The organism is Roseovarius lutimaris (assembly GCF_900115165.1).
GTDB classification, from domain to species: domain Bacteria; phylum Pseudomonadota; class Alphaproteobacteria; order Rhodobacterales; family Rhodobacteraceae; genus Roseovarius; species Roseovarius lutimaris.
In genome coordinates, this window is sequence record NZ_FOVP01000003.1 from 191,994 (window position 1) to 213,215 (window position 21,222).

23 protein-coding genes and 1 pseudogene are annotated in these 21,222 nt (G+C 62.7%); 13 read left to right on the top strand and 11 right to left on the bottom strand.

The genetic code is table 11. From position 1 onward, the window contains the following. Positions 1 to 50: 50 nt before the first annotated feature. The 3 genes from BMZ91_RS03955 to BMZ91_RS03965 are packed head-to-tail and all read left to right on the top strand — an operon-like array spanning position 51 to position 1,259. Positions 51 to 434, top strand: a complete 384-nt coding sequence (locus tag BMZ91_RS03955; RefSeq protein WP_092834972.1) for an NADH:ubiquinone oxidoreductase subunit NDUFA12 — start codon at positions 51 to 53, stop codon at positions 432 to 434. Positions 435 to 444: 10 nt separating this feature from the next. Then, entirely contained in the window at positions 445 to 903 is a 459-nt protein-coding gene (gene mlaD, locus BMZ91_RS03960) for an outer membrane lipid asymmetry maintenance protein MlaD (protein ID WP_092834974.1), read from the top strand. Further along, the gene (locus BMZ91_RS03965) at positions 900 to 1,259 is read left to right on the top strand and encodes a DUF2155 domain-containing protein (RefSeq protein ID WP_092834976.1); all 360 of its coding nucleotides are present in this window, start codon (positions 900 to 902) and stop codon (positions 1,257 to 1,259) included. The genes mlaD and BMZ91_RS03965 overlap by 4 nt, the downstream gene beginning before the upstream one ends. On the opposite strand, the gene aat is transcribed toward BMZ91_RS03965, so the two are convergent. Beyond that, positions 1,226 to 1,870 carry a leucyl/phenylalanyl-tRNA--protein transferase gene (aat, locus tag BMZ91_RS03970; protein ID WP_092834978.1) on the bottom strand — a complete coding sequence of 215 codons (645 nt, stop codon included), beginning with the start codon at positions 1,868 to 1,870 and terminating at the stop codon, positions 1,226 to 1,228. The two genes, BMZ91_RS03965 and aat, sit on opposite strands and share 34 nt — an antisense overlap. Before the next feature lie 94 nt (positions 1,871 to 1,964). On the opposite strand from aat, the gene BMZ91_RS21045 reads away from it, so the two are divergent. The 9 genes from BMZ91_RS21045 to BMZ91_RS04010 all read left to right on the top strand — a co-directional run bounded on the left by BMZ91_RS21045 (position 1,965) and on the right by BMZ91_RS04010 (position 11,347). Next, entirely contained in the window at positions 1,965 to 2,168 is a 204-nt protein-coding gene (locus tag BMZ91_RS21045) for a hypothetical protein (protein WP_245736199.1), read from the top strand. Positions 2,169 to 2,597: 429 nt separating this feature from the next. Then, a complete protein-coding gene (locus BMZ91_RS03975) occupies positions 2,598 to 3,305 on the top strand; it encodes a FadR/GntR family transcriptional regulator (protein WP_092834980.1) in 708 nt (235 codons plus the stop codon). Continuing rightward, a complete protein-coding gene (locus tag BMZ91_RS03980) occupies positions 3,302 to 4,291 on the top strand; it encodes an ABC transporter ATP-binding protein (RefSeq protein WP_092834982.1) in 990 nt (329 codons plus the stop codon). The genes BMZ91_RS03975 and BMZ91_RS03980 overlap by 4 nt, the downstream gene beginning before the upstream one ends. Then, positions 4,288 to 5,373 carry an ABC transporter ATP-binding protein gene (locus tag BMZ91_RS03985; RefSeq protein WP_092834984.1) on the top strand — a complete coding sequence of 362 codons (1,086 nt, stop codon included), beginning with the start codon at positions 4,288 to 4,290 and terminating at the stop codon, positions 5,371 to 5,373. The genes BMZ91_RS03980 and BMZ91_RS03985 overlap by 4 nt, the downstream gene beginning before the upstream one ends. A 20-nt stretch (positions 5,374 to 5,393) precedes the next feature. After that, positions 5,394 to 6,905: an ABC transporter substrate-binding protein gene (locus BMZ91_RS03990; RefSeq protein ID WP_092834986.1), complete on the top strand. Its 1,512-nt coding sequence runs from the start codon at positions 5,394 to 5,396 to the stop codon at positions 6,903 to 6,905. Positions 6,906 to 6,963: 58 nt separating this feature from the next. After that, positions 6,964 to 7,905: an ABC transporter permease gene (locus BMZ91_RS03995; RefSeq protein ID WP_092834988.1), complete on the top strand. Its 942-nt coding sequence runs from the start codon at positions 6,964 to 6,966 to the stop codon at positions 7,903 to 7,905. Further along, the gene (locus tag BMZ91_RS04000; protein ID WP_092834990.1) at positions 7,902 to 8,762 is read left to right on the top strand and encodes an ABC transporter permease; all 861 of its coding nucleotides are present in this window, start codon (positions 7,902 to 7,904) and stop codon (positions 8,760 to 8,762) included. The genes BMZ91_RS03995 and BMZ91_RS04000 overlap by 4 nt, the downstream gene beginning before the upstream one ends. A gap of 25 nt (positions 8,763 to 8,787) precedes the next feature. Beyond that, complete coding sequence (locus BMZ91_RS04005) at positions 8,788 to 10,578, top strand: gamma-glutamyltransferase family protein (protein WP_092834992.1); 1,791 nt, start codon at positions 8,788 to 8,790, stop codon at positions 10,576 to 10,578. A gap of 13 nt (positions 10,579 to 10,591) precedes the next feature. Beyond that, complete coding sequence (locus BMZ91_RS04010) at positions 10,592 to 11,347, top strand: DUF1028 domain-containing protein (protein WP_092834994.1); 756 nt, start codon at positions 10,592 to 10,594, stop codon at positions 11,345 to 11,347. A 25-nt stretch (positions 11,348 to 11,372) separates the two neighbouring features. Here BMZ91_RS04010 and BMZ91_RS21735 read toward each other — a convergent pair. From BMZ91_RS21735 to BMZ91_RS04055, 9 genes and pseudogenes are all read right to left on the bottom strand, one after another. Further along, a pseudogene (locus tag BMZ91_RS21735) lies at positions 11,373 to 11,630 on the bottom strand (IS21 family transposase); the annotation flags it as partial. Between the two features lie 294 nt (positions 11,631 to 11,924). Further along, entirely contained in the window at positions 11,925 to 12,530 is a 606-nt protein-coding gene (locus BMZ91_RS04020; RefSeq protein ID WP_092834996.1) for a TetR/AcrR family transcriptional regulator, read from the bottom strand. A gap of 2 nt (positions 12,531 to 12,532) precedes the next feature. Beyond that, entirely contained in the window at positions 12,533 to 13,177 is a 645-nt protein-coding gene (locus tag BMZ91_RS04025) for a DsbA family oxidoreductase (protein ID WP_092834998.1), read from the bottom strand. Between the two features lie 59 nt (positions 13,178 to 13,236). Continuing rightward, positions 13,237 to 13,800: a carboxymuconolactone decarboxylase family protein gene (locus BMZ91_RS04030; RefSeq protein WP_092835000.1), complete on the bottom strand. Its 564-nt coding sequence runs from the start codon at positions 13,798 to 13,800 to the stop codon at positions 13,237 to 13,239. 374 nt (positions 13,801 to 14,174) lie between these two features. Next, the gene (locus BMZ91_RS04035; protein WP_092835131.1) at positions 14,175 to 14,615 is read right to left on the bottom strand and encodes a DUF4345 domain-containing protein; all 441 of its coding nucleotides are present in this window, start codon (positions 14,613 to 14,615) and stop codon (positions 14,175 to 14,177) included. Positions 14,616 to 14,652: 37 nt separating this feature from the next. Beyond that, on the bottom strand, positions 14,653 to 15,483 hold the full coding sequence (locus tag BMZ91_RS04040; RefSeq protein ID WP_092835133.1) for an NAD(P)H-binding protein: 831 nt from the start codon (positions 15,481 to 15,483) through the stop codon (positions 14,653 to 14,655). A 106-nt stretch (positions 15,484 to 15,589) separates the two neighbouring features. Beyond that, complete coding sequence (locus BMZ91_RS04045; protein ID WP_092835002.1) at positions 15,590 to 16,594, bottom strand: AraC family transcriptional regulator; 1,005 nt, start codon at positions 16,592 to 16,594, stop codon at positions 15,590 to 15,592. Between the two features lie 94 nt (positions 16,595 to 16,688). Beyond that, entirely contained in the window at positions 16,689 to 17,474 is a 786-nt protein-coding gene (locus tag BMZ91_RS04050) for an SDR family oxidoreductase (RefSeq protein WP_092835004.1), read from the bottom strand. A gap of 39 nt (positions 17,475 to 17,513) precedes the next feature. After that, the gene (locus BMZ91_RS04055) at positions 17,514 to 18,494 is read right to left on the bottom strand and encodes an NAD(P)-dependent alcohol dehydrogenase (RefSeq protein WP_092835006.1); all 981 of its coding nucleotides are present in this window, start codon (positions 18,492 to 18,494) and stop codon (positions 17,514 to 17,516) included. 106 nt (positions 18,495 to 18,600) lie between these two features. Between BMZ91_RS04055 and BMZ91_RS04060 the strand changes: the two genes are divergently transcribed. Beyond that, positions 18,601 to 19,485, top strand: coding sequence for a LysR family transcriptional regulator (locus BMZ91_RS04060; protein WP_092835008.1), 885 nt, complete (start codon positions 18,601 to 18,603; stop codon positions 19,483 to 19,485). A gap of 51 nt (positions 19,486 to 19,536) precedes the next feature. Here the strand turns inward: BMZ91_RS04060 and BMZ91_RS04065 are convergent, their stop codons facing one another. After that, on the bottom strand, positions 19,537 to 20,922 hold the full coding sequence (locus BMZ91_RS04065; RefSeq protein ID WP_092835010.1) for an MmgE/PrpD family protein: 1,386 nt from the start codon (positions 20,920 to 20,922) through the stop codon (positions 19,537 to 19,539). Between the last annotated feature and the right edge of the window lie 300 nt (positions 20,923 to 21,222).

The following is a 21,222-nucleotide window of genomic DNA, read 5'->3' on the forward strand; positions in this document are numbered from 1 at the left end:
CTTTGCCGTCAAATCCGCCATATCAGGAACAGCATTTGTCGGAGGTTTGGATGGGCATTTTGACGACGCTGTTGCGTACGGTCACATGGTGGAACGGGCAGACGCTCAACACGCAGCTTTACACATGGCGCAAGGGCGTCAAGGTGGGCGAGGATGCGCAGGGCAATGTCTTTTACCGCACCCGTGATGGCAAACGCCGTTGGGTGATTTTCAATGGCGAGTCCGAGGCCACGCGGGTTGATCCCGATTGGCATGGCTGGCTTCACCATACCTATAAAGAGCCGCCGACCGAAAAGCCCTTGCCGCATAAAGCCTGGGAAAAGCCGCATGAGGAAAACCTCACCGGCACGCCGCTTGCCTATGCGCCTGCCGGGTCTATCCGCCGCGTGGCCCCGGTTGAACGGCGCGACTACGAGGCCTGGTCCCCGGAATAAGGTTGGGTAAATGTCTGAGAATAAAACCGAAATACTCGTCGGCGGTGTCGTTCTGGCCGTCGCTCTTGGGTTTCTCGCCTATGCGGGCAAGACCACCGGCATGACCCGCACCGGCAGCGAATACCAGCTAAGCGCCAGTTTCCGCAGCGCCGATGGCGTGAGCGTGGGCACCGATGTGCGCCTTGCCGGTGTCAAGGTTGGCCGCGTGACCAGCGTTGATCTTGATCCTGCCACCTATCGCGCCAAGGCCGCCTTTACCGTGCTGGATGGCATAAATGTGCCCGATGACAGCGCGGTTTCGATTTCTTCGGAAGGTCTGCTTGGGGGCAATTTCGTCGAAATTCTACCCGGTGGCTCGCCGTTTTATTTTGCGGCAGGTGATGAAATTGAGTTCACCCAAGGCTCGGTCAGCCTTGTGTCGCTTTTGATGAAATTCGTGTCCGGCTCTGACAGTGAGGCCGAGAAATGAAAATCGGCTGGCTCGGGCTGATGCTGTCGCTTTGTGCCGGGCCGGGAAACGCCCAAGAGGTCGCCTCGACCGGGGCGGGCGCTATCCTGCGCGGGCTCGACAAGATCAACGGACAGGCCAGTGACCTTGACATGGTTAATGGGGACGTGGCCGAATTTGGCCGCCTGACCGTCGAGTTGGCGCAATGCCGCTATCCCGAGGGCAACCCGGCGGGCGATGCCTATGCCTTTTTGACGATTCGCGAGACCGCCAGCGGCCGCGAGCTGTTTTCCGGCTGGATGCTTGCCTCGTCGCCCGCGCTTAACCCGCTCGAGCATCCGCGCTATGACATCTGGGTGTTGCGCTGCAAGATCTGACGCGGGTCAGTTTCGAGCGGGACATCGGTGATTTTCACATCGCGTTCAAGGGCCTTTTGCAACAGCGCATGATAGGTTTTGCGCGGGATTTCCCGTGCGCCCAATCGTGCCAGATGCGGGGTGATGAACTGTGTGTCAAACAGGGTAAATCCACAGCGGCGAAGATGGTCGGTCAAATGCGCAAGGGCCAGTTTTGAGGTGTCCGTGCGACGCGAAAACATGCTCTCGCCAAAGAACGCGCCGCCCAGGGTGACGCCGTAAACCCCGCCCGTCAGCTCATCCTCCTGCCAGATTTCAAGCGAATGGGCCTTTCCCAGATGATGCAGCGCCATATAGGCGCGGTGAATAGGGGCGTTGATCCAGGTGTCGGGCCGGTCGGCGCAGGCCCGCAATACACCCTCAAAGTCATGGTCAAGCGTGGCGCGATACCCGCCGCGTCGCATGACCCGCGCCAATGAGCGTGAAATGTGAAACCCGTCTAGCGGCAACACCCCACGATGATGTGGGTCGACCCAGAACACCTCCGGGTCATCGCGATGTTCGGACATCGGGAAAACGCCGGTCGCATAGGCCCTCAGCAGGATCGCGGGGGACAAGGCAAAGTCGCTCATGGGGGGACCTCGGGCGTGTTTGGGCAGAGGTTAATCATTCGGTATCTTTTGGCATGTAGAAACGGGAAAGGCGATACAAGGATGAGGCGCATCAATGACATTCATGGAAAATGGTGTGGCGGGGTTTATGGGCGACGGGCCAATGATGATGGCCAATCGTACGCAGGCGCGGCACGCTCTTCTGGTTGATGCGTTCCGTCATGCAATCGCTGATTCAACGGTCATGCTTGTCGGGGCGGAATCTCCCGAGCTTTGTTCTGGACTGACATACCGTCAAGGCAATCCTCATCGTCGATGAACGACATCTTCGGCCTGGTTGTCTCAACCCTCCATGCACAAGAGGCTTGGCAGGATAATACCCCTTTACCCTCGCGCCAAGCGAGCCCACCGGGATTAAAACCACATTCGAGTATGGTGCCTCTGCGCAAATATGTGTGGGTGGTCACAACACTTTTTCGCGTCTCGCAGTCTCCGCAATTTGCGCTGAAACTCTCGTTTGCCTTGTTCACGAACATCCCCTTCTTTCCAGTTTTGGAAGGCTAGAGAAAATGTCTCGCGAGTAACGCCATATCTACAGCAGGCTTTTACACCGTCGCTAACATGTTGGCATTGATGAATCTAAAATCGTTGACAGGTGCGCCACACGAACCAATACTGACATTGGTTCCGTACCAATTTGCATTTGGTTCAACCACGCCGATGAGTTTATCGCAGGAATAGGCCGATCATGTCCCTGGACGACTGTCAGAAATCCGAGAATGCCTCGAAGGTGCTCGCTCAGGTGCGCCAACTCATTGAGGCCGGTGGGCTGGATGCCGAGGGTAAGCTGCCCACAGAGCGCGAACTTGCAGCAAAGCTGAATGTCGGGCGCCGGGCGTTGCGCCGGGCGCTGGATGCGCTGGAGGCCGAAGGGCTTATCTGGCGACGGCAGGGCAAAGGCACATTTGTGGGCCAGCCGCCGGATCCGGCTGGTCAACTGGCCGCACAGATCAGTGGCGAGGTGGACCCGCTCAGCGTAATGGAGGCGCGTCTCTGCGTTGAACCGGAACTGGCGGCGCTCTGCGCCGAACGCGCGACACCGCAGGACGTCGCGCGTATGCGGCGGTTGATGGAGCATACCTTGAATGCGCGCGATGCCGAGGCTGCGGAGCTATGGGATGGCTCCTTGCATCGCTTGATCGCCCGCGTGGCGGGCAATCCGATCCTCTTGACCGCATTCGCGCTGGTCGACGAAGTGCGCAGCAACCAGCAATGGCAGGATGAGCGCGATCGCGCGCGATCACCGGATCTACAGGCACATTATGGCAGGCAACATACGGCCATTGTCGATGCGATTGCCGCGCGCGATGCCAAGGCAGCGCGCCGGGCGATGCGCCAGCACCTGAGGCATCTCGCGGGTGCCTTGAAAAAGTTGCGGCGGGAGGGCGCGCTATGACCGCGCCGCTCCTTGATGTCCAGGGCCTCGGGATCAGCGTGCAAGGCGCGCGGGCCAACCTTGTGGACGATATGAGCTTTACCCTGCACGCTGGTCAAACCCTATGTATCGTCGGCGAAAGCGGCTGCGGCAAGAGCCTTACCGCACTGGCGCTGATGGGGCTTCTGGCGTCTCCGCCGCTCGCCGTCACTGGCGGTCGGGCGCTCTTTGCGGGGCAGGATCTGCTGGCGATGCCACGCGCCGAGCTGCGCGATATTCGCGGCGACCGCATGGCGATGATCTTTCAGGAGCCGATGTCATCGCTGAACCCGGCCATGAAGATCGGCGAGCAGATTGCCGAGTCGGTGCGCCGCCACAAACATGTGGGATATGAGCCCGCCCGTGCCCGCGCGCTCGAAATGCTGGAACGCGTCCGCATTCCGGCAGCAGCCCAACGACTCGATGAATATCCGTATCAGCTCTCGGGGGGAATGCGACAGCGGGTGATGATCGCCATGGCGCTGGCCAATGATCCGGCTCTGCTGATCGCGGATGAGCCGACAACCGCGCTTGATGTCACCATTCAGGCGCAGATTCTTGACCTGATGCGCACCTTGCAGGCCGAGACCGGCGCGGCGATGATTATGATCACGCATGATCTGGGCGTGGTCGCCGAAATGGCGGATCAGGTGGCGGTGATGTATGCCGGGCGGATCGTTGAATCCGGCCCGACCGAGGCAATTTTCGACGATCCGCAACACCCCTACACAATCGGGTTGATGTCCTCGATGCCGTCGCTTGGCGCGCACCGTGAGCGGCTGGTCACAATTCCGGGCGTGGTGCCGCAGGCCAACGACATGCCCTCGGGCTGCCGGTTTGCCGGGCGCTGTCCGTTTCGCACGTCGGCCTGCGACACCCCGCCGCCGCTGGAGGATTTCGGCGGCGGGCACCGGGTGGCCTGCGTCAACGCCCCGCTTGAAGCATCACGGCAGGAGACCGGAACATGACGGAACCAAAGCCGATCCTGCGCACCCATGGCCTGCGGCGCGAGTTCGTCACCGCCAAACCGCTTTTCGGGGCGGCGCAGGTGGTGCGGGCGGTCGATGGCGTGGATCTGGAGATCGCGGAAGGCGAGACCTTTGCCATCGTGGGCGAATCCGGCTGTGGCAAATCCACACTCGCACGCCTGCTGGTGCGGCTGATTGCGCCCACCGGGGGCGAGGTCTGGTATGGCGGGACCAATATCGCCGATCTCGACGAAGGTGCCATGCGCGCGTTGCGGCGTGAGCTGCAATTCATCTTTCAGGATCCGTTTTCCTCGCTCAATCCGCGTATGAGCGTCGGTGCGCTGATTGAGGAACCGCTTGGCGCGCATGGCATCGGCACCAGCCAGGAGCGCAAGGCGCGGGTGGCCGAATTGTTGACACGGGTCGGGTTGCGGCCCGATCACGCCGACCGCTACCCGCATGAGTTTTCAGGCGGACAACGGCAGCGCATCGGCATCGCCCGCGCGCTCGCCTCGGGGCCCAAAGTCGTGATCGGTGATGAGCCGGTATCGGCGCTGGATGTCTCGATACAGGCTCAGGTGGTGAATATCCTTGAGGATCTGAAGGAAGAATTTGGCCTGACTCTGGTCATCATCGCGCATGATCTGGCCGTCATTCGCCACATGGCGGACCGCGTGGCGGTGATGTATCTGGGCGAGATCGTGGAAACAGGGACGGCGGATGCGCTCTTTGCCCGTCCGCGCCACCCCTATACCGAGGCCCTGCTGGCCGCGATCCCGATCGCCCGCACCGGCGCACGGCGCGCGAGTGCACATATCGAAGGGGATTTGCCCAACCCGATCGCGCCCCCCTCGGGCTGCCGGTTTCATACCCGATGCCGCTATGCCACCGAGATCTGCCGCACCGACCATCCCAGGCTGACCGGGTCCGGGGCGGGCCAGGTGGCTTGCCACCATTCGGACACGCTCGCGCTTACCGGGTTGGCGGATGCGGATACCGACCGGCCCGCCGCCGCGAAAGCACGCTTTGCACTCTATCGTGACGCGCAGGCACGCAAAGCCAAGGAAACGACCGAACCATAAACCAACAGAGGAGTTGCAACATGAGTATCAAAAAGACCCTGGGGGTTGCCCTCGCACTTGGGATCGGGGCCACATCCCTGCATGCGCAGGATCTGCGTATCGGATTGCAGGAAGATCCCGATGTTCTGGACCCCGACCAAAGCCGGACATTCGTGGGGCGTATCGTCTATGCCTCGCTCTGCGACAAGCTCGTGGATATCACGCCAAATCTGGAGATCGTGCCGCAACTGGCCACGGGCTGGAATTGGTCCGACGACGGGCTGGAACTAACCATGACACTGCGCGATGGTGTGACCTTCCATGATGGCACGCCCTTCAACGCCGAGGCGGTGGTGGCCAATATCGACCGCAGCCAGAACATGCCTGAAAGTCGCCGGAAATCCGAGGTGAAGTCGATCACGGCGACCGAGGCGGTGGATGATCTGACGGTCAAGTTCACCCTTGGCGCACCCGATGCCACCCTGATCGCGCAGTTCGCCGACCGCGCGGGCATGATGGTCTCGCCCACCGCCGCGACTGCGGCCGGTGTGGATTTTGGCCTCAATCCGGTGTGTTCAGGCCCCTTCGCATTCAAGGAGCGTATCCAACAGGATCGCATCGTGTTGGAGAAGTTCAACGCGTATTGGAACGCCGATGCGATCAACTTTGACTCGGTCGTGTTCCAGCCGATCCCCGACACCACGGTGCGTCTGGCCAACCTGCGCGCAGGCGATCTTGACATGCTGGAGCGATTGGCAGCGACGGATGTCACATCGGCCAAGGCGGATGCCAGCCTGCAATTGGAACAGGCGACCTCGCTGGGATATCAGGGCATCACGATCAACGTGGGCAATGGCGAGCGGGCAGCCAATCCGTTGGGCGAGAACGCGGCGCTGCGCCGGGCGCTCTCACTGGCGGTGGATCGCGAGGTAATCAATCAGGTGGTGTTCGAGGGGGCTTTCGCCGCCGGCAACCAGCCTTTCCCGCCAACCTCGCCCTGGTATAACGATGCCTACCCCGTGCCCGCCCGCGATGTAGAGGCCGCCAAGGCCTTGCTGGCCGAGGCCGGCTATCCGGATGGCGTCGCCATCGAGGTGCAGGTCGCCAACAATCCGGTACAGACGCAGGTCATGCAGGTGGTGCAAGCAATGGCCGCCGAGGCCGGGATCAAGATCGATCTGGCAGCCACGGAATTCGCCACCCTGCTGGCGGATCAGTCCGCAGGGGTCTACACGGCGAGCCAGATCGGCTGGTCAGGCCGGGTCGATCCCGATGGCAACATTCACCAGTTCATGACCACGAGCGGCGGGATCAACGATTCCAAATACTCGAACCCCGAGGTCGATCGCCTGCTGGACGCCGCGCGCAGCGCCAACGACACGACCGAGCGCAAAAGCAATTATGATGCGGCTATTGCGATCCTGCAACAGGATGTGCCGATCGTGTACCTTTATCACCCGGTATGGATCTGGGCGCTGTCTGACAGAATGCAGGGCTTTACCCCTTATCCAGATGGCATGATCCGGCTCGAAAACGTGTCGCTGTCGGAATGATCCACCCGGCCCGGCGGCATCGCGTCGCCGGGCGCTGTCCTGAACCGGAGACCTTGATATGTTGACCTTTCTGGCGCGTCGTATTCTGATTGCGATCCCGACGATTGTTCTGATCTCGATTTTCGTGTTCGGGATGCAGAAACTGCTGCCCGGCGATCCGGTTCTTGTCATGGCGGGCGAAGAGCGCAACCCCGAAGTGATCGAGTTCCTGCGCGAGAAATACCGCCTGAACGATCCGATCCCGGTGCAATACGCAACCTGGGTCGGCAATGCCGTGCAGGGCGACCTGGGGATTTCGCTGCGCACGCAACAGCCGGTCCTGGATCTCATCGCAGAGAAATTGCCGGTGACCATCCAGCTTGCCGTCATGGCGTTGATCATCGCATTGACGATCGGCATTCCCGCAGGTGTTTTGTCAGCCTACAAGAAAGGCACATGGGTGGATTGGCTGGCGAACATTGTCGCCCTGTCCGGCCTGTCGATCCCGAATTTCTGGCTGGGGATCATGTTGATCCTGCTGGTGTCGGTTAATCTCGGCTGGCTTCCGGCCTCCGGCTATCGCCCGCTCGCCGATGATTTCTGGCTCTCGCTCAAGACCATGTTGATGCCCGCCTTCGTGCTGGGCACCGCGCTCGCGGCGACGCTGATGCGACACACCCGCTCCGCGATGCTTGGCGTCTTGCAGTCGGATTACGTGCGCACCGCGCGGGCCAAGGGGATGTCCGAAAACAAGGTGCTGGTGAAACACGCCCTGCGCAATGCGTTGGTGCCGATTGTCACCGTCACGACCCTGCTCTTCGGAGAGTTGCTCGCCGGGGCGGTGCTGACCGAGCAGATTTTCACGATTCCCGGCTTCGGCAAACTGATCGTCGATGCGGTATTCAACCGCGATTACGCGGTTGTGCAGGGGATCGTGCTGTGCACCGGGGTGGCCTTCATCGCGATGAACATTCTGGCCGACGCCGCCTATCGCATATTGAACCCAAGGATGAACGAATGACTGCGATCCCCGAGTCCATGGCCCGCCCGCGCAGCCGGTTCTGGCGCAAACTGCGCGCCAATCCGTCGGCGATACTTGGCGGGCTTCTGGTGGCGTTCTTTGTGCTTGTGGCACTGGCCGCGCCTCTGCTGCCGGTGCCTGGCCCCGCAGAAACCGACTGGCTTGCGGTCCGCAAGCCCCCCTCGGCGGCGCATCTTTTCGGGACCGACGAAATCGGCCGGGATGTGTTGAGCCGGATGATCTGGGGGGCGCAGGCCTCCTTGCTGGCGGGGGTGGTCTCGGTGCTGATCGCGGTGGTATTGGGCGTGCCTCTGGGGGTCATTTCAGGCTATCGACGCGGCTGGACCGATGCTGCGATCTCGCGCTTCACCGAGGCCCTTCTGGCCGCGCCGTTCCTTATTCTGGCAATCGCGCTTGCGGCGTTTCTCGGCCCGTCGTTGCGCAATGCGATGATCGCGATCGGCCTTGCGGCCATGCCCGTCTTCATTCGCATTGCCCGCGCGCAGACCATGAGCGTGATGACAGAGGATTACGTCGAATCCGCCCGTGCCATCGGCCTGCGGCATCTGCCTCTCATCACCCGCTACATCCTGCCCAATATCTTCCCGCCGATCTTGGTGCAGGCGACGCTGACAATTGCCACGGCAATCATTGCCGAGGCATCGCTGTCCTTTCTCGGCCTCGGGCAGCAACCGCCCGCGCCAAGCTGGGGCTCGATGCTCAATACCGCCAAGAATTTCCTCGAACAGGCGCCCTGGATGGCGATGTGGCCGGGTATCGGCATCTTCCTGGTGGTGCTCGGCTTCAATCTTCTGGGGGACGGGCTGCGCGATGCGCTCGATCCGCGAGACATATAAACACACAAGCACAAAGGCTGTCCCAATGACATTTACGACCCGCCCCGAAATCACCGGCACGTTTGGCGTCGCCACCTCGACCCATTGGATTGCCTCGGCCGTCGGGATGAGCATTCTGGAGAAGGGGGGCAACGCCTTTGATGCCGCCGTGGCCATGGGGTTCACCCTGCATGTGGTGGAGCCGCATCTCAACGGGCCACTGGGTGACATGCCCGCGCTGATCCGTCCCGCCGGGGCCGATCAACCCACCATGATCTGCGGGCAGGGCACGGCACCGGCTGCGGCGACCATCGAGCATTACAAATCCGAAGGGCTGGAGATGATCCCCGGTTCCGGTCTGCTTGCCACCGTCATTCCCGGCGCGTTCGGGGCCTGGATGTTGATGTTGCGCGATCACGGCAGCATGCGGCTCCGCGATGTGCTGGAGCCTGCGATTCACTATGCGCGCGAGGGCCACCCGATGCTGGCGCGCGTGGCGGCGACCATCGCGGATCTTGGGGCATACTTTCAGGAGGAATGGCCAAGCTCATTCGCCACATGGCTGCCGGGGGGCGTGGCGCCGAAGGCGGGCGAGCTTTTTTGCAATCCCGATCTCGCCGACACCTGGGACCGTCTGCTTGCGGAGGCCGAGGCGAAGGACAGCCGGGAAAGCCAGATCGACGCCGCCCGCGATGCGTTTTACAGCGGCTTCATCGCTGAGCGGATCGACAGCTATCTGCGCGACGCCTGTGTGATGGATGCCGCCGGGGGCCGCCGAAAAGGGGTGCTGACCGGTGAAGACATGGCGGGCTGGCGGGCCAGTTATGAGGCGCCCCTGTCGTTCGAATATCACGGCTGGAACGTGTGGAAGGGGGGCGCCTGGACACAGGGCCCGACACTGCTGCAATCGCTCATGACGCTGTCCGGGCTCGACATCGCCGCGATGGATCTTAACGGTGCGGAATTCGTGCACACGGTCACCGAGGCAATGAAGCTAGGGTTTGCCGACCGCGAGGCCTATTACGGCGACCCCGACCATACCGAAATACCGATGGAGACCCTGCTTTCAGAGCGCTATGCCAGCACCCGGCGCGCGCTCATTTCCGGCACCGCCTCGCGCGAGCAGCGCCCCGGTATCGTGCCGGGATACGAGAGCTGGGTCGAGGCGGCAATCGCGCGCGGCAACATGGATGTGGTCGCCGGGCCTGGCGTTGGCGCGGGGGAGCCCACGATGGCGCATCTGACGGAAAAGCGCGGCGACACGGTGCATATTGACGTGATCGACCGGTGGGGCAACAGCGTGGCGGCCACACCGTCGGGTGGCTGGCTGCAATCCTCGCCGGTCATCCCCGGCCTCGGCATGCCGCTCAATTCGCGCGCCCAGATGTTCTGGCTCCGGGAGGGGCTGGCGACGTCGCTTGCACCGGGGCGCCGCCCACGCACCACGCTATCGCCGTCGATGGCGCAGGCCCCGGATGGCACCGAACTGGCCTTTGGCACGCCGGGCGGCGATCAACAGGATCAATGGCAGCTTATCTATTTCCTGCGCCTGGTGCATGGTGGCCTGAACCTTCAGGAGGGCATCGACGCACCGCTGTTCAACACCGCGCATTTCCAATCGTCGTTCTATCCGCGCGGCACCCAGCCGGGGCATCTGATGGTCGAGCCGAACTTTGGCGAAAGCGTTATCGCCGATCTGCGCGCGCGCGGCCATGACGTCGAAGTGGCCGAGCCCTGGACCGTGGGGCGGCTGACCGCTGCATCGCGTGACCCGCGCGGGATATTGCGCGCCGCCGCCACCCCCCGGCTGATGCAGGCCTACGCGGCGGGACGCTGACGGAGACACCACCATGACCTATTCCATCGTTGCCAAGGACCCGGAAACCGGCGATTTTGCCGTTGCGGTCGCCAGCCGTTTCTTCGCCGTCGGCATGCTGGTGCCGCATCTGCGCGGCGGAGCATGCGCCGTGGCCACCCAGGCCTTTATAAGCCCGCTCTGGGGGATCGAGGCGGCGGACCGGCTGGCATTGGGCGAGGATCCTGGCGTGGTGATCGCCGATCTGGTCGCGCGCGACGGCGGGCAGGCGATCCGGCAAATCCACATGATAGACGCCGAGGGGCGCATCGGGCAGCATACCGGCGCGGATTGCGTGGACTGGAGCGGCCATGTCTCATCCCCCGGCGTATCGGTCGCAGGCAACATGTTGGCGGCTGGTGCGGTGATCCAAGCGACGCTTGCGGCCTATCAGGCGCATATGCATTTGCCGCTGGCCGAGCGGCTTATGACCGCAATGGAGGCCGGTGCCGCGGCCGGCGGAGACAAGCGCGGCACACAATCCGCCGCGCTGGTGATCAATAAGGGTGAGGCATATCCTTGGCTCGACCTGCGCGCCGATGACCACCCCGATCCGCTGGCCGAACTGCGCAGGCTTTACGACGTGGCGCATGAACGGTTTGTTTATGTGGCCGCAGCGATGCCCACGCGTGACAATTTCTCGGGCGTGACAGAGCGCGGTGGCATCGACACTGCCATTCGGGCGGCGGATACGGCGCGCAAGGCCGCAGGTGTGTCAAGCCGCTCCTTTGCCACCGACCTGGAAGTGTGACACATGGTCGGTAATGAAACGTCAGCACGGCACTCAGGATATCGACCATCTGCCTGTCGCCGCCCGGCTGGCGTTCAGGTTTGCGCCAGACACGGCGGATCGGCACCGGCAGATCCCATTCCTTGAACGGCGCCCCGTTGCGCTGGGCACCGGGTTTGCGAGACAGGACGGGAATATGATGCCGGGGATCGAATACGGTTTTGCCGCATCCGAAGGCCCAAGTATGGCTGCCGACAATCCGGCCATCCTGCCAATATTCCAGCCGGTCGGCATACGCCCTGATCAGGTCGTGTTTCGAGTTGGAGCCAATCCGTGCAACACGGCCACTTGAAGCTGGTTTAGTGTAACGCCGTTCGATCAACGCGCCGGAAGAAGATATATCCCGGCTTTGCGAGCATAGAGGCGAATGCCACATTGCGCGCCCGGACCACGACCGCTTCAATGATCTGACGACAGGAGCGATGCGGGGCTGGCAAAGGCGGGTTGCGTCGGGCGGTGTTCAGATTTCCCGCTATAGCTATTGGTTTTGCCGGATGCTTTACGCGAAAACCCGGTGCCCACTTTTTCGCACCATGCCCTATGACGCGCGGTTCACGCGCAGGCCTTCGATTTCTTCGGCCATGTCCTCGGCCAACTGGGCGAAGTCCGCAGGTGCCATGCCTTGATGCAAGGCCAGGCGCAGCGCGGTGATATTGGCCTGAAAACGGCGAGCCAGGCGGTCAGGGTCACTTCCGTCCGGCAATTCGCCGATATCGCGGGCGGCGGTGAAAGCGGCGGCAAACTCGCTCTGCATCGCGCTCATATACTCTTGCGACGCGGCGGCGATGCATGGGTCGGTGGCGCGCGTATCCACCAGGGTTTTCGTCAGCATGCAGGCCCGGCGCGCCATGTCATCGGGCCGCATCCGCGCATAGGACCGGAAGTGATCGGCGAGGGCGGCCAGTGGTGACGTCGCGCGCGCCATGTGGTTGCGAAACCCCGCGCGGGACGCAGCAAAATAACGCTCCAGTGTCAGAAGATAGAGGGTTTCCTTGTTGGTAAAGGCCGCGTAGATGCTGCCGGGTTTCATGCTTAACCTTGCTTCAAGATCCTTGAGCGAGGTTGCATGATAGCCTTTCTCCCAAAACAGCGCCATTGCCGCGTCAAGAGCGGTCTCACGATCATATGGCGCAGCGCGGGTCATCGTCAGGCCCGTTCCCTGGTCAGTTGGTTCAGGATATTCGTGTAGTTTTCCACGCCCTGTGCGCCGGTGACAAGGTGTTTGCGATCAAAGATCATCGTCGGCACGCCCTGAATGCCCTGCTTGATCCAGAAGGTCTCTAGCTGACGCACATCATCTGCAAAGCGCTGATCTTGCAGGACGGCCAATGCCTCGGCCCGCTCTAGCCCGGTTTCGCCCGCAATATCTGCCAACACGTCGTCGTCCGACAGGTTGCGCCGATCGGTGAAATGGGCGCTGAACAGTGCCATCTTGAGGTCATGCTTGCGGCCTTGCATTTCGGCCCAATGCAGCAGTTGATGCGCATTGAATGTGTTGTGCATCCGAAAGCCTTCTGCCCATCGGAACTCGACCCCGAGATCGGCCCCAAAAGCCGTCATGCGGGCGCGGCTTTCGAGGGATTGCGCGCGGGTCGAGCCGTATTTCTCGGCCATATGTTCAAATCCGTCCTGACCTTCTGGCGGCATCTGCGGGTTAAGCTCAAACGGGTGCCAGTGGATTTCATGCGCGGTGCCTGTGCTCTCTAGCGCAAGGGCCAATTGACGATAGCCGATGATGCACCAGGGGCACATCACGTCGGACAGGATGTCGATGCGAAGCGGGGATGTCATATGAGGCCCTTTGCGTCACGTGCGGCGGCCCGGATTCGAGACCCGGACCGCCTGTTGGTTTACGCCGCCTCGTCGGCCTTTTGCCAGGCGAACTTCTGGAACACCTGATCCACCGGCGTTCCGGCAAAGTGGTTGGTGAAGTTTGACATCACCTTTTGCGCCACGCCAAGGATCACTTCGAGGATGTTGCGCTCTTCAAAACCCGCATCGAGGAAGGCCTGCACTTCGGCGTCGCTCAGATTGGCGTTGGTGCGGACAACCTGCAACGTGAAGGTACGCAGCGCTTCCAGTTTGGCGGTCGGCAGCGGGGTCTCATTGCGCAGCGCCTCGGTGATGGCGTCATCGACCTGCATCATCTTGGCGATGCCTGTATGCGCCGGCACACAATAGTGGCAGGAATTTTCCACGTTCACGGCCTGCCAGACGACAGTTTTTTCCTCGTCGGTGAGCGAGGTGGCCAGGAATTGCTGATGGGCAAAGTTATAGGCGGCCAAAAGGCCTGGGGCCTCGGCCATGGTGCCATGCAGGCCGGGGATACGACCGAAGGTCTTGAGCGAGTTTTCCAGCAACGGCTTGGCGGCGTCGGGTGCGGTTTCGAGGGTGTGGATCGGGAAGTTGGTCATTGGTGTTTCCTTTGGCTGGCGGTGTTCGAATTGGTCAAAAGCTGGCGGGTGTGCCACGCTTCGGTGCGAAAGCGGTGCCATGTCTCGGCGCCTTTGCCGCGTTTCGATGCCCCCCAAGTAGTCTAATTTGAGTGATTGCTCAACCTTCAATTTGAGCAATCACTCAATTGTGAGGATGTGACGCGGTCTGGGTCTTGTCCCGTGCCGAGCTGCGGGCGCCTGCGAAAACAAGGCGGCGAAAGGCAGCAGGTAAACCCTGCCTTAAAAAAGACCAGGCGTTTGGGCCGTGGCCAAAGGGGGCAGGCGCGTCGGTTGTTTTCAGGGTGAGGGACGGTTGCCCGCGCGTCATCGTGACCGGCGGGCAGTGCCGGGTTTCAGGTGGGATAGCGATTCTGCGGAACAGCAATGCGCGGCCTTGCAAGCGTATTGCCCCGCCCGTGCCGGAACGCGACAAGGCAAAGGGTTGCGATCGCGATCTCGATCCCGAGTGCGCCGATCACGCTTGCCGAGGGCATGCCGTCTATCGCAAGGCTGATGAGGCGCCCGATGGGGAAGGCCACATAGACCGTCAGCACGGCAACCAGTGCAACCCGGGCGCAGGCTGCGCGCGCGCTGCCTGCCAGCATGATCGCACCAAGGGTTGCGAGGCCCGCGCCGGGGGCGCGCAACTCGCTCAGTAAGCTTGGATCGCGATCGAGGGCGATGCCGTAGTCGGCATAGAACGCATGCGGCGCGACCAGGATGAAACCACCAATCGACAACGCCGTGACACCGGCGATGCCAAGCGCGAATTTTTGAAAAATAGAGAGGGTCATCTCGACCTCCTTTATGTTGTGGGGCTGGTTGGTGGGGTCAGGCGGCTTCGCGCCATGCACCGGCTCTGGCGGCATCGCGCGCAAACTGCGCAAAGTCGCGTGGGGGCCGCCCAAGTGCGCGTTGGATGCCATCGCCCAGCCACGCGTTGCGCCCGTCCAGCGCCTCTTGGCAGACATGGGTGAAGACATCGGCGATGAAGGCTCCGCCGATTTCGGTCATGGCCGAGTGGAAGTCGGCGAGCGTGATCGGCACGTAGTGCACCTTATGGCCACTGGCGGCGGCAAGCGTGGCGGCGGCCTCGGAAAAGTGCAGAAGGCGCGGGCCGGTGATCTCGTAAAGCTCGCCGGAATGGCGCCCCATCTCCGTCAGCGCGGCCACTGCCACATCGGCGATGTCGTCAACGTCCACGATGGGTTCGCGGACATCGCCCGCAGGCAGCGCGATTGCGCCGCCAAGGAGTGGGTCGCGCAGATAGCCTTCGCTGAAATTCTGCGCGAACCAGGCGCAGCGGAGGAGGGTGTAATCGACACCCGAGGCGGCGACGATATCCTCGCACCGCCTGGCATGGGTTTCGCCCCGTCCAGACAGCAGCACGAGACGACGGATACCCTTTTGCAGGGCCAGTGCCGACAAGGCCTCGATCTTTTCGGCCGCACCGGGAAAGGCGAGATCGGGGAAATACGAGACATAGGCCGTCGATACGCCGTCAAGCGCGGATGCCCAGGTGGTCTCGTCGTTCCAGTCGAAGGGGATGGTGGCGTTTCGGGCACCGGGCCGAACGCTATAGTCTTGCGCAGCGAGGCTTTGGGAAATGCGCTGTCCGGTCTTGCCGTTGGCGCCGATGACGAGGATGGGTTGGGTGTGCATCACGGTCTCCTTCTGGTTGGTGTGATGCACACAAACTGCCGCAGGCGGGCGCCGGGCGTCTTGACGACGTCGGACAGGGGCTTGACCGATCCTGCCAATCGGCGGATCAGCGGCCCGGGCGCGCGTGGCGAAAGGCGGCAGGGGTCTGATCGACCCATCGCTTGAATGCGCGGGTAAAGGCGCTCTGTTCGGAATAGCCGGTCAAAAAGGCAATCTCGGCAATGGAATGATCGCTTTGCACCAGCAACCCTTCGGCCAGCTGGCGCCGCGCCTGCTCCAGAATGCTCTGGAACGACATCCCGTCGCTGGCAAGCCTGCGATGCAGCGTCCGTTCGCTCATCCCCATCTCGCGGGCCATGTCGGCCGCGCGTGGCGGCCCCTCGCTGAGCCGATCAGACATGCGCCGCAAAAGGGTCTGGATGAAGGATGTCTGGCTGGAGGCCACCGCAAGTTCCGCGTCGAGATGCGGTCTGAGGAATTGCGCGATCGCCGGATCGCCCAGACGGTTGTCGCGCGCCAGCGTCTCGGCTGACATCAGCAGACCGTCGAGATCTGAGCCAAAGATCACCGGACAACCGAAGAAGGCTTCGTGGGCGGCTGTATCGGTGGGCGCGGCGTGACGGCAATGCACCTCCAGTGGCGCCACCGGGGCGGGCGAAACCTCGCGCATGATCGACAGGGCACTGGCCAGCGTCGCCTCGTTCGACAGGCGCATCCCCAGCGTGCGCGGCCCGTCGCGCTGCAAAAGGAAATACGCCCCTGCGTCGTGGTTGCGTACCTCGTATCCCGCCACTGAGGTCAGCAACCGCGCATAACGCGCCGCGCGCTCCAGCGACCCGCGCAGCGTCGGGGCGGTTTTCCAGGCCAGACCGAAGGCGCCGTAATCGTCGCAGCGCATCGACGCCCCGACTCGCAGCGGAAAATCCGTGGCATCGCCCAAAGCGCCCACGATGCGTTCAAGCAGCGCGTAATAATCGGCGTCGGGGATCATGGTCTTGACGTCGGTTTCGTTTGTGGTCAGCCCGAGATCGCGCAAAACGGCCGTCTGGTCCAGATCGCCGCTTGCTGCCGCGATGACCTTTCGCACGAAGAGTGTTGTTATGTTCCCCATCCGATGACGCACCCTTTCCCCAGTAAGAGCAGCTTAGTCGATTTTGATCGTTACTGCACATCGGCGCTGTGCGCGCGGTGTAATCCGAGGGTCATCAATAGGTCTGGGGCGTTGCGGCAGACCCAGCCAGCAGCCCGCCGTCTATGATCAGTTCGGCGCCCGTCATATAGGCGGCCTCGTCCGACGCCAGCAGGACGGCAATCGCCGCGACCTCATCAGGCTGGCCGAAACGGCGTTGCGGGGTGTCGGCGACAAAGGCCGCCATGCGCGCCGCGCGGTCCGGCCCGTCGCCCAGCATCGGCTCCCACATCGGGGTCAGGATCGCGGCAGGGTGGATCGAGTTACAGCGGATGTTCAGCCCCTGTTCGGCACAATAGAGCGCGACGGACTTGGTATGGTTGCGCACCGCCGCCTTGGACGCGGCATAGGCCGCCGCCGCGGGAATGCCCACCAGCCCCGAGCGCGACGAGATATTGATGATCGAGCCTGCGCGTTTCGCGCGCATGGCCTGAATGGCATAGCGGCAGCCCAGGAATGTGCCGTCAAGATTGACCGCGTGAACCGCGCGCCAATCCTCCAGCGTTGCGTGTTCGGGGTCGTGCGGGCGCATCGTCTCTTCGAAGCCGGTGACACCTGCGTTGTTGACCAGAACGTCACAGGCGGGCCAGGTCTTGGTCAGTGTCGCCCAGTCTGCCTCGACTGCCACATCGAGACGAAGTGATTGCCCGCCGACCTCGCGGGCGACATTGGCCGCGCCGTCCGCGTCCTTGTCGGTCACGACGACCCCTGCGCCTTCCTGCGCGAAGGCCCGCGCAATGGCGGCCCCGATCCCCCGCGCGGCACCGGTGACGATACAGGTCTTGTCTTTCAGTCTTGGCATGAGCGGTTCTCCTTGCCCTTAAATGCCGGGGGCGGTCCTTCAGACCACGACGAGATTGCCGCGCTTGTGCCCGGTTTCCATGTGCTGGTGCGCCGCAATCAGATTGTCCAGCGGATAGACCCGGTCTAGCACAGGTGTGAGCGTTTCTGCCTCTGTCATCTCGATCAGCCGGGTCAGCAGGCCGCGCAAAAGCTCGGGCCTCTCAAGTCCGGCTGCCGAGAAACGGGCCTTGCGCTGGCCGACAAGCGTCGTGCGCAGCATCGCCCCCAACAGTCGCAGCGACAGGACCGGGCAGACGTAGCGACCGCCCTTGGCAAGGCTTTTGCGGGCCTGGCCGAAAGACGCAATCCCCAGCGTGTCATAAATCACATCGTAGTGCCTGCTCGGCAGCAGCGCGTTCTCTCTGGCATAGTCGATCACGCGGGCGGCCCCGAGCGAGGCGACGAGACCTGTGTTGTGCGCGCTGCATGTGGCTGTGACATCAGCCCCCATCGCGGCGGCGATCTGTACGGCGGCACTGCCCAGGCTGCCCGATCCGCCAAGGATCAGCACCCGCTCGCCCGGCTTGAGGTAGGCGACGTTTTCGAGGAAATGCAGCGATGTCAGAGGCCCATCGCACATCACGGCCGCGTTTTCATGGGACAGATGCGCAGGCTTGGGCATAAGCACGCCGGATTCGTCGAGACAGATGTGGCTGGCATTGGCGCCAAACCTCAATCCGGCCTCACCGAATACGGCGTCCCCGATGGCAAAGCGCCTGACGTCCGCGCCCCTTGCGATGACTTCGCCCGACAATCCGGTGCCTGCCAGGTCGTTGCGCGGACGTGACAGGCCAAGAAACAGACGGGCAAAACGCGGCAGGCCCGCGCGCATCATCCCGTCGGCGCGGGTGACGGCCGAGGCGCGGATCCGGATCAGGATCTCGGTCGGGCCGGGGGTTGGCATCGGGCGCTGAACAGGGACGAGCCGGTCAGGCGCGCCATAGCGGCGGATGCTCCAGGCGGTGAGGCGGGTGGTCATGGCGTGTCTCCATCGGAAGTATACTTGGAATGGATCTGTCCTAGTGGATCGAAATTCATCCGCATATTGACAGATATGATCCGGTGAGGTTCAAAATCGTTCCACCATGATGGATTGGAAATCGCTCCCCGCCTTTCTGGCTGTTGCCCGTGCCGGCTCGCTGCGCGCGGCCGCCGAGCAATCGGACGGCACCCACGCCACGATCCGCCGCCAGATCGAGGCGCTGGAGGCGGGACTTGGCGTGCAACTCTTTCGTCGTGGCGCGGATGGTCTGCACCTGACGGTGGCGGGCCGGGCGCTGCTGCCCCAGGCGCTAGAGGCCGAGGCGGCACTGTTAAAGGGGTTCAACGCCGTGCAGGGGCTGGACCGCGAGGCGGCAGGGCGCATTCGCCTGTCTGCCGATCCGATGACCGCGCATTTCCTGCTCGCACCGGTCCTGGCCGAGTTTACCGTGCTTTATCCCGAGATCGAGATCGACCTGCACCTGTCCTACGGGATATCCTCGATCGCGCGGCTCGAAACCGACGTGTCAATCCGCCATGTGCGCGAGGTTGAGGATGATGCGGTGGGGCGCAAGCTCTTTCCGCTGGCGATCGGAACCTATGCTGCCGAGGCCTATCTCGACCGGCTGTTGCCCGAGGCGGGGCCCGAAGGGCAGGGGCTGACCTGGATTGGTTATGGCGCTGTGCCGGAACTGCTGGAGCATATCCAACGTTCGCCCTTTCCCAAGGCTCGCATCCGACACAGCATTCCTGACCCGGCGATGCACCTGCATCTGGCGCGGGCAGGGGCGGGGATGACCGTTCTGGCGGCCTGGGTGCAGGCGCGCTTCCCCGAGTTGCAGCGCGTGCCGGGCACGGCGTTTGACACCAGCCGGTCAACCTGGGTCTTGTTGCATGGCGATTTGAAGCGGGTGCGGCGCGTCCGGCTGTTTGTCGATTATCTCTGCACGGCGCTCAGCGAACGGCGGGCGGAGTTCATCGGGCGGTGAGGCGCGAATGCTGGCGAGAGTGGACCCGGCACAGAGCGACAGATGTTGCCACTAGCGATGCGCAGCTCCGCCCGGTTCAGGCCGAACCGGGGCCGGGGCGTTGGCGGGCTCATCAATCGGGCCGGTGACGGCTGTGCTCAGCGCGTCGAGTCCGCCGGTTGCCAGATTTGCGATCGCCGCCTCGATGTCGGCGATGCGCTCAGCCCGCAGGACCGGTGTGGCGTAGGCACGAAATTTTCGGCGAACCTGCTCCATCGGCACCGGGTTTTCCGGATCTCCGGTGGCCTCTGTCGGAGGGGATGTCAGCCGACGACCGTCTTTCAGCACCAAGGTGGCATGCGCGATGCGCCTGGCGGGGAAGGCGGCATTGTAGTCGTCGGACTCGGTTATCACCATGCTGTCGGACAACCGTAAAACCTCGCGGTCTGAGAGATTATGCAACGCGATGTCGTCGGGGCCGACATGGCCGCGAACCATTGCCACGGCAGTGGGGAAAGACGTTGAGTACTGTGCTTGCTCGGTGGTTTTTGGCCGCCGTGTGGCAAGACGCAGGGAGTGGTGGAAGGTGGTGATTTCAATGTGATCGACATCCGTGGACGCGATGCCATGGGCATCGCGCAGGCCCAATGTGGCCAACAGCGGCGGCTGTGCCCAGCGACAGACCGGGAAGGGTTTGTAGTATTGCTCAAGGATGCGCCAATTGCTGCCAAGGTCGGACCACAGATCGGCGACTTCCGGGGCCTCGACGGTGACAGCGGGCGCGCCGGTAAAGCCGGCTGCGGCAAGGTATGCCGCCGAAACGCCTGTCATTGCGCCCCAGCCGGAGCCATCCTTGACCATTGTCGGGGCATCAATGCAGCGCATCATCTGGCTGCGTGGCCCGTGGTATTCCGCAATGCCGATGGCCTCTCGGGTGCGTACAGCGTCCAGCCCCAGAACCCGCGCGCCAAGGGCGGCACAGGCAACCGCAATCCACGCCCCTGACGTATGGTAATCGGGCACGGTTCGATGCAGTGCTATACCTGCCCGGGTTCCGATCTCGTACCCGATGACGAGGGCGGTCAGAAAGTCATCGCCCGCAGTGCTGTTTTCGGCCTGACTGAGCGCAAGAAGTGCCGGAAACACACCACAGCCGACATGCCCCTTGGTCAGCTTGTGGCCATCATGGCCATCCAGCGCGTCGATGGTCATGCCACCCGCCAGCGCCGCCCCCGCAGCGCTTACGACCCTGCCGTCGAACAGCATCCGCGCCGCGCCCGACCCGGCCCCGAATTGTCGCGCCGCGTGGTTGCGGATTATGTGGGACAGGTCCGTGCGCACCCCACCTGCTGCCACGCCGATCAGGTCGAGCAACCAGCGACGGGCAAAGTCACGGACAGACGCGGGCAGGTCGTCATACCGCAGACCATGAACGAATTCATTGAAGGCATGGGCCATGGGTCAGCTCCATAGAAGGGTCAGACAATCATATTCCGGTAAAGACAGGTTTGCGCGTGGTTTTCGGTCTGGCAGCACGCCCCTGACAGGCTGCGGCCAGTTCCGGCACAGAGTCAAGCCGCCTGTTCAATTCATCGCGCAGCAACCGCCTGACCATAAACCCGGTGCGGTTCAATCCGGGCCTGCACCTCAGTATCGGTCGTTGCGTATTGCCGCTCTGGCTGCATGCGTCGTCATGTTGTTTGCGTGGCGTATCTGTCCAGACTGCTTTCTTGCCGTCCAAAGAAGAGACCGCGCCAT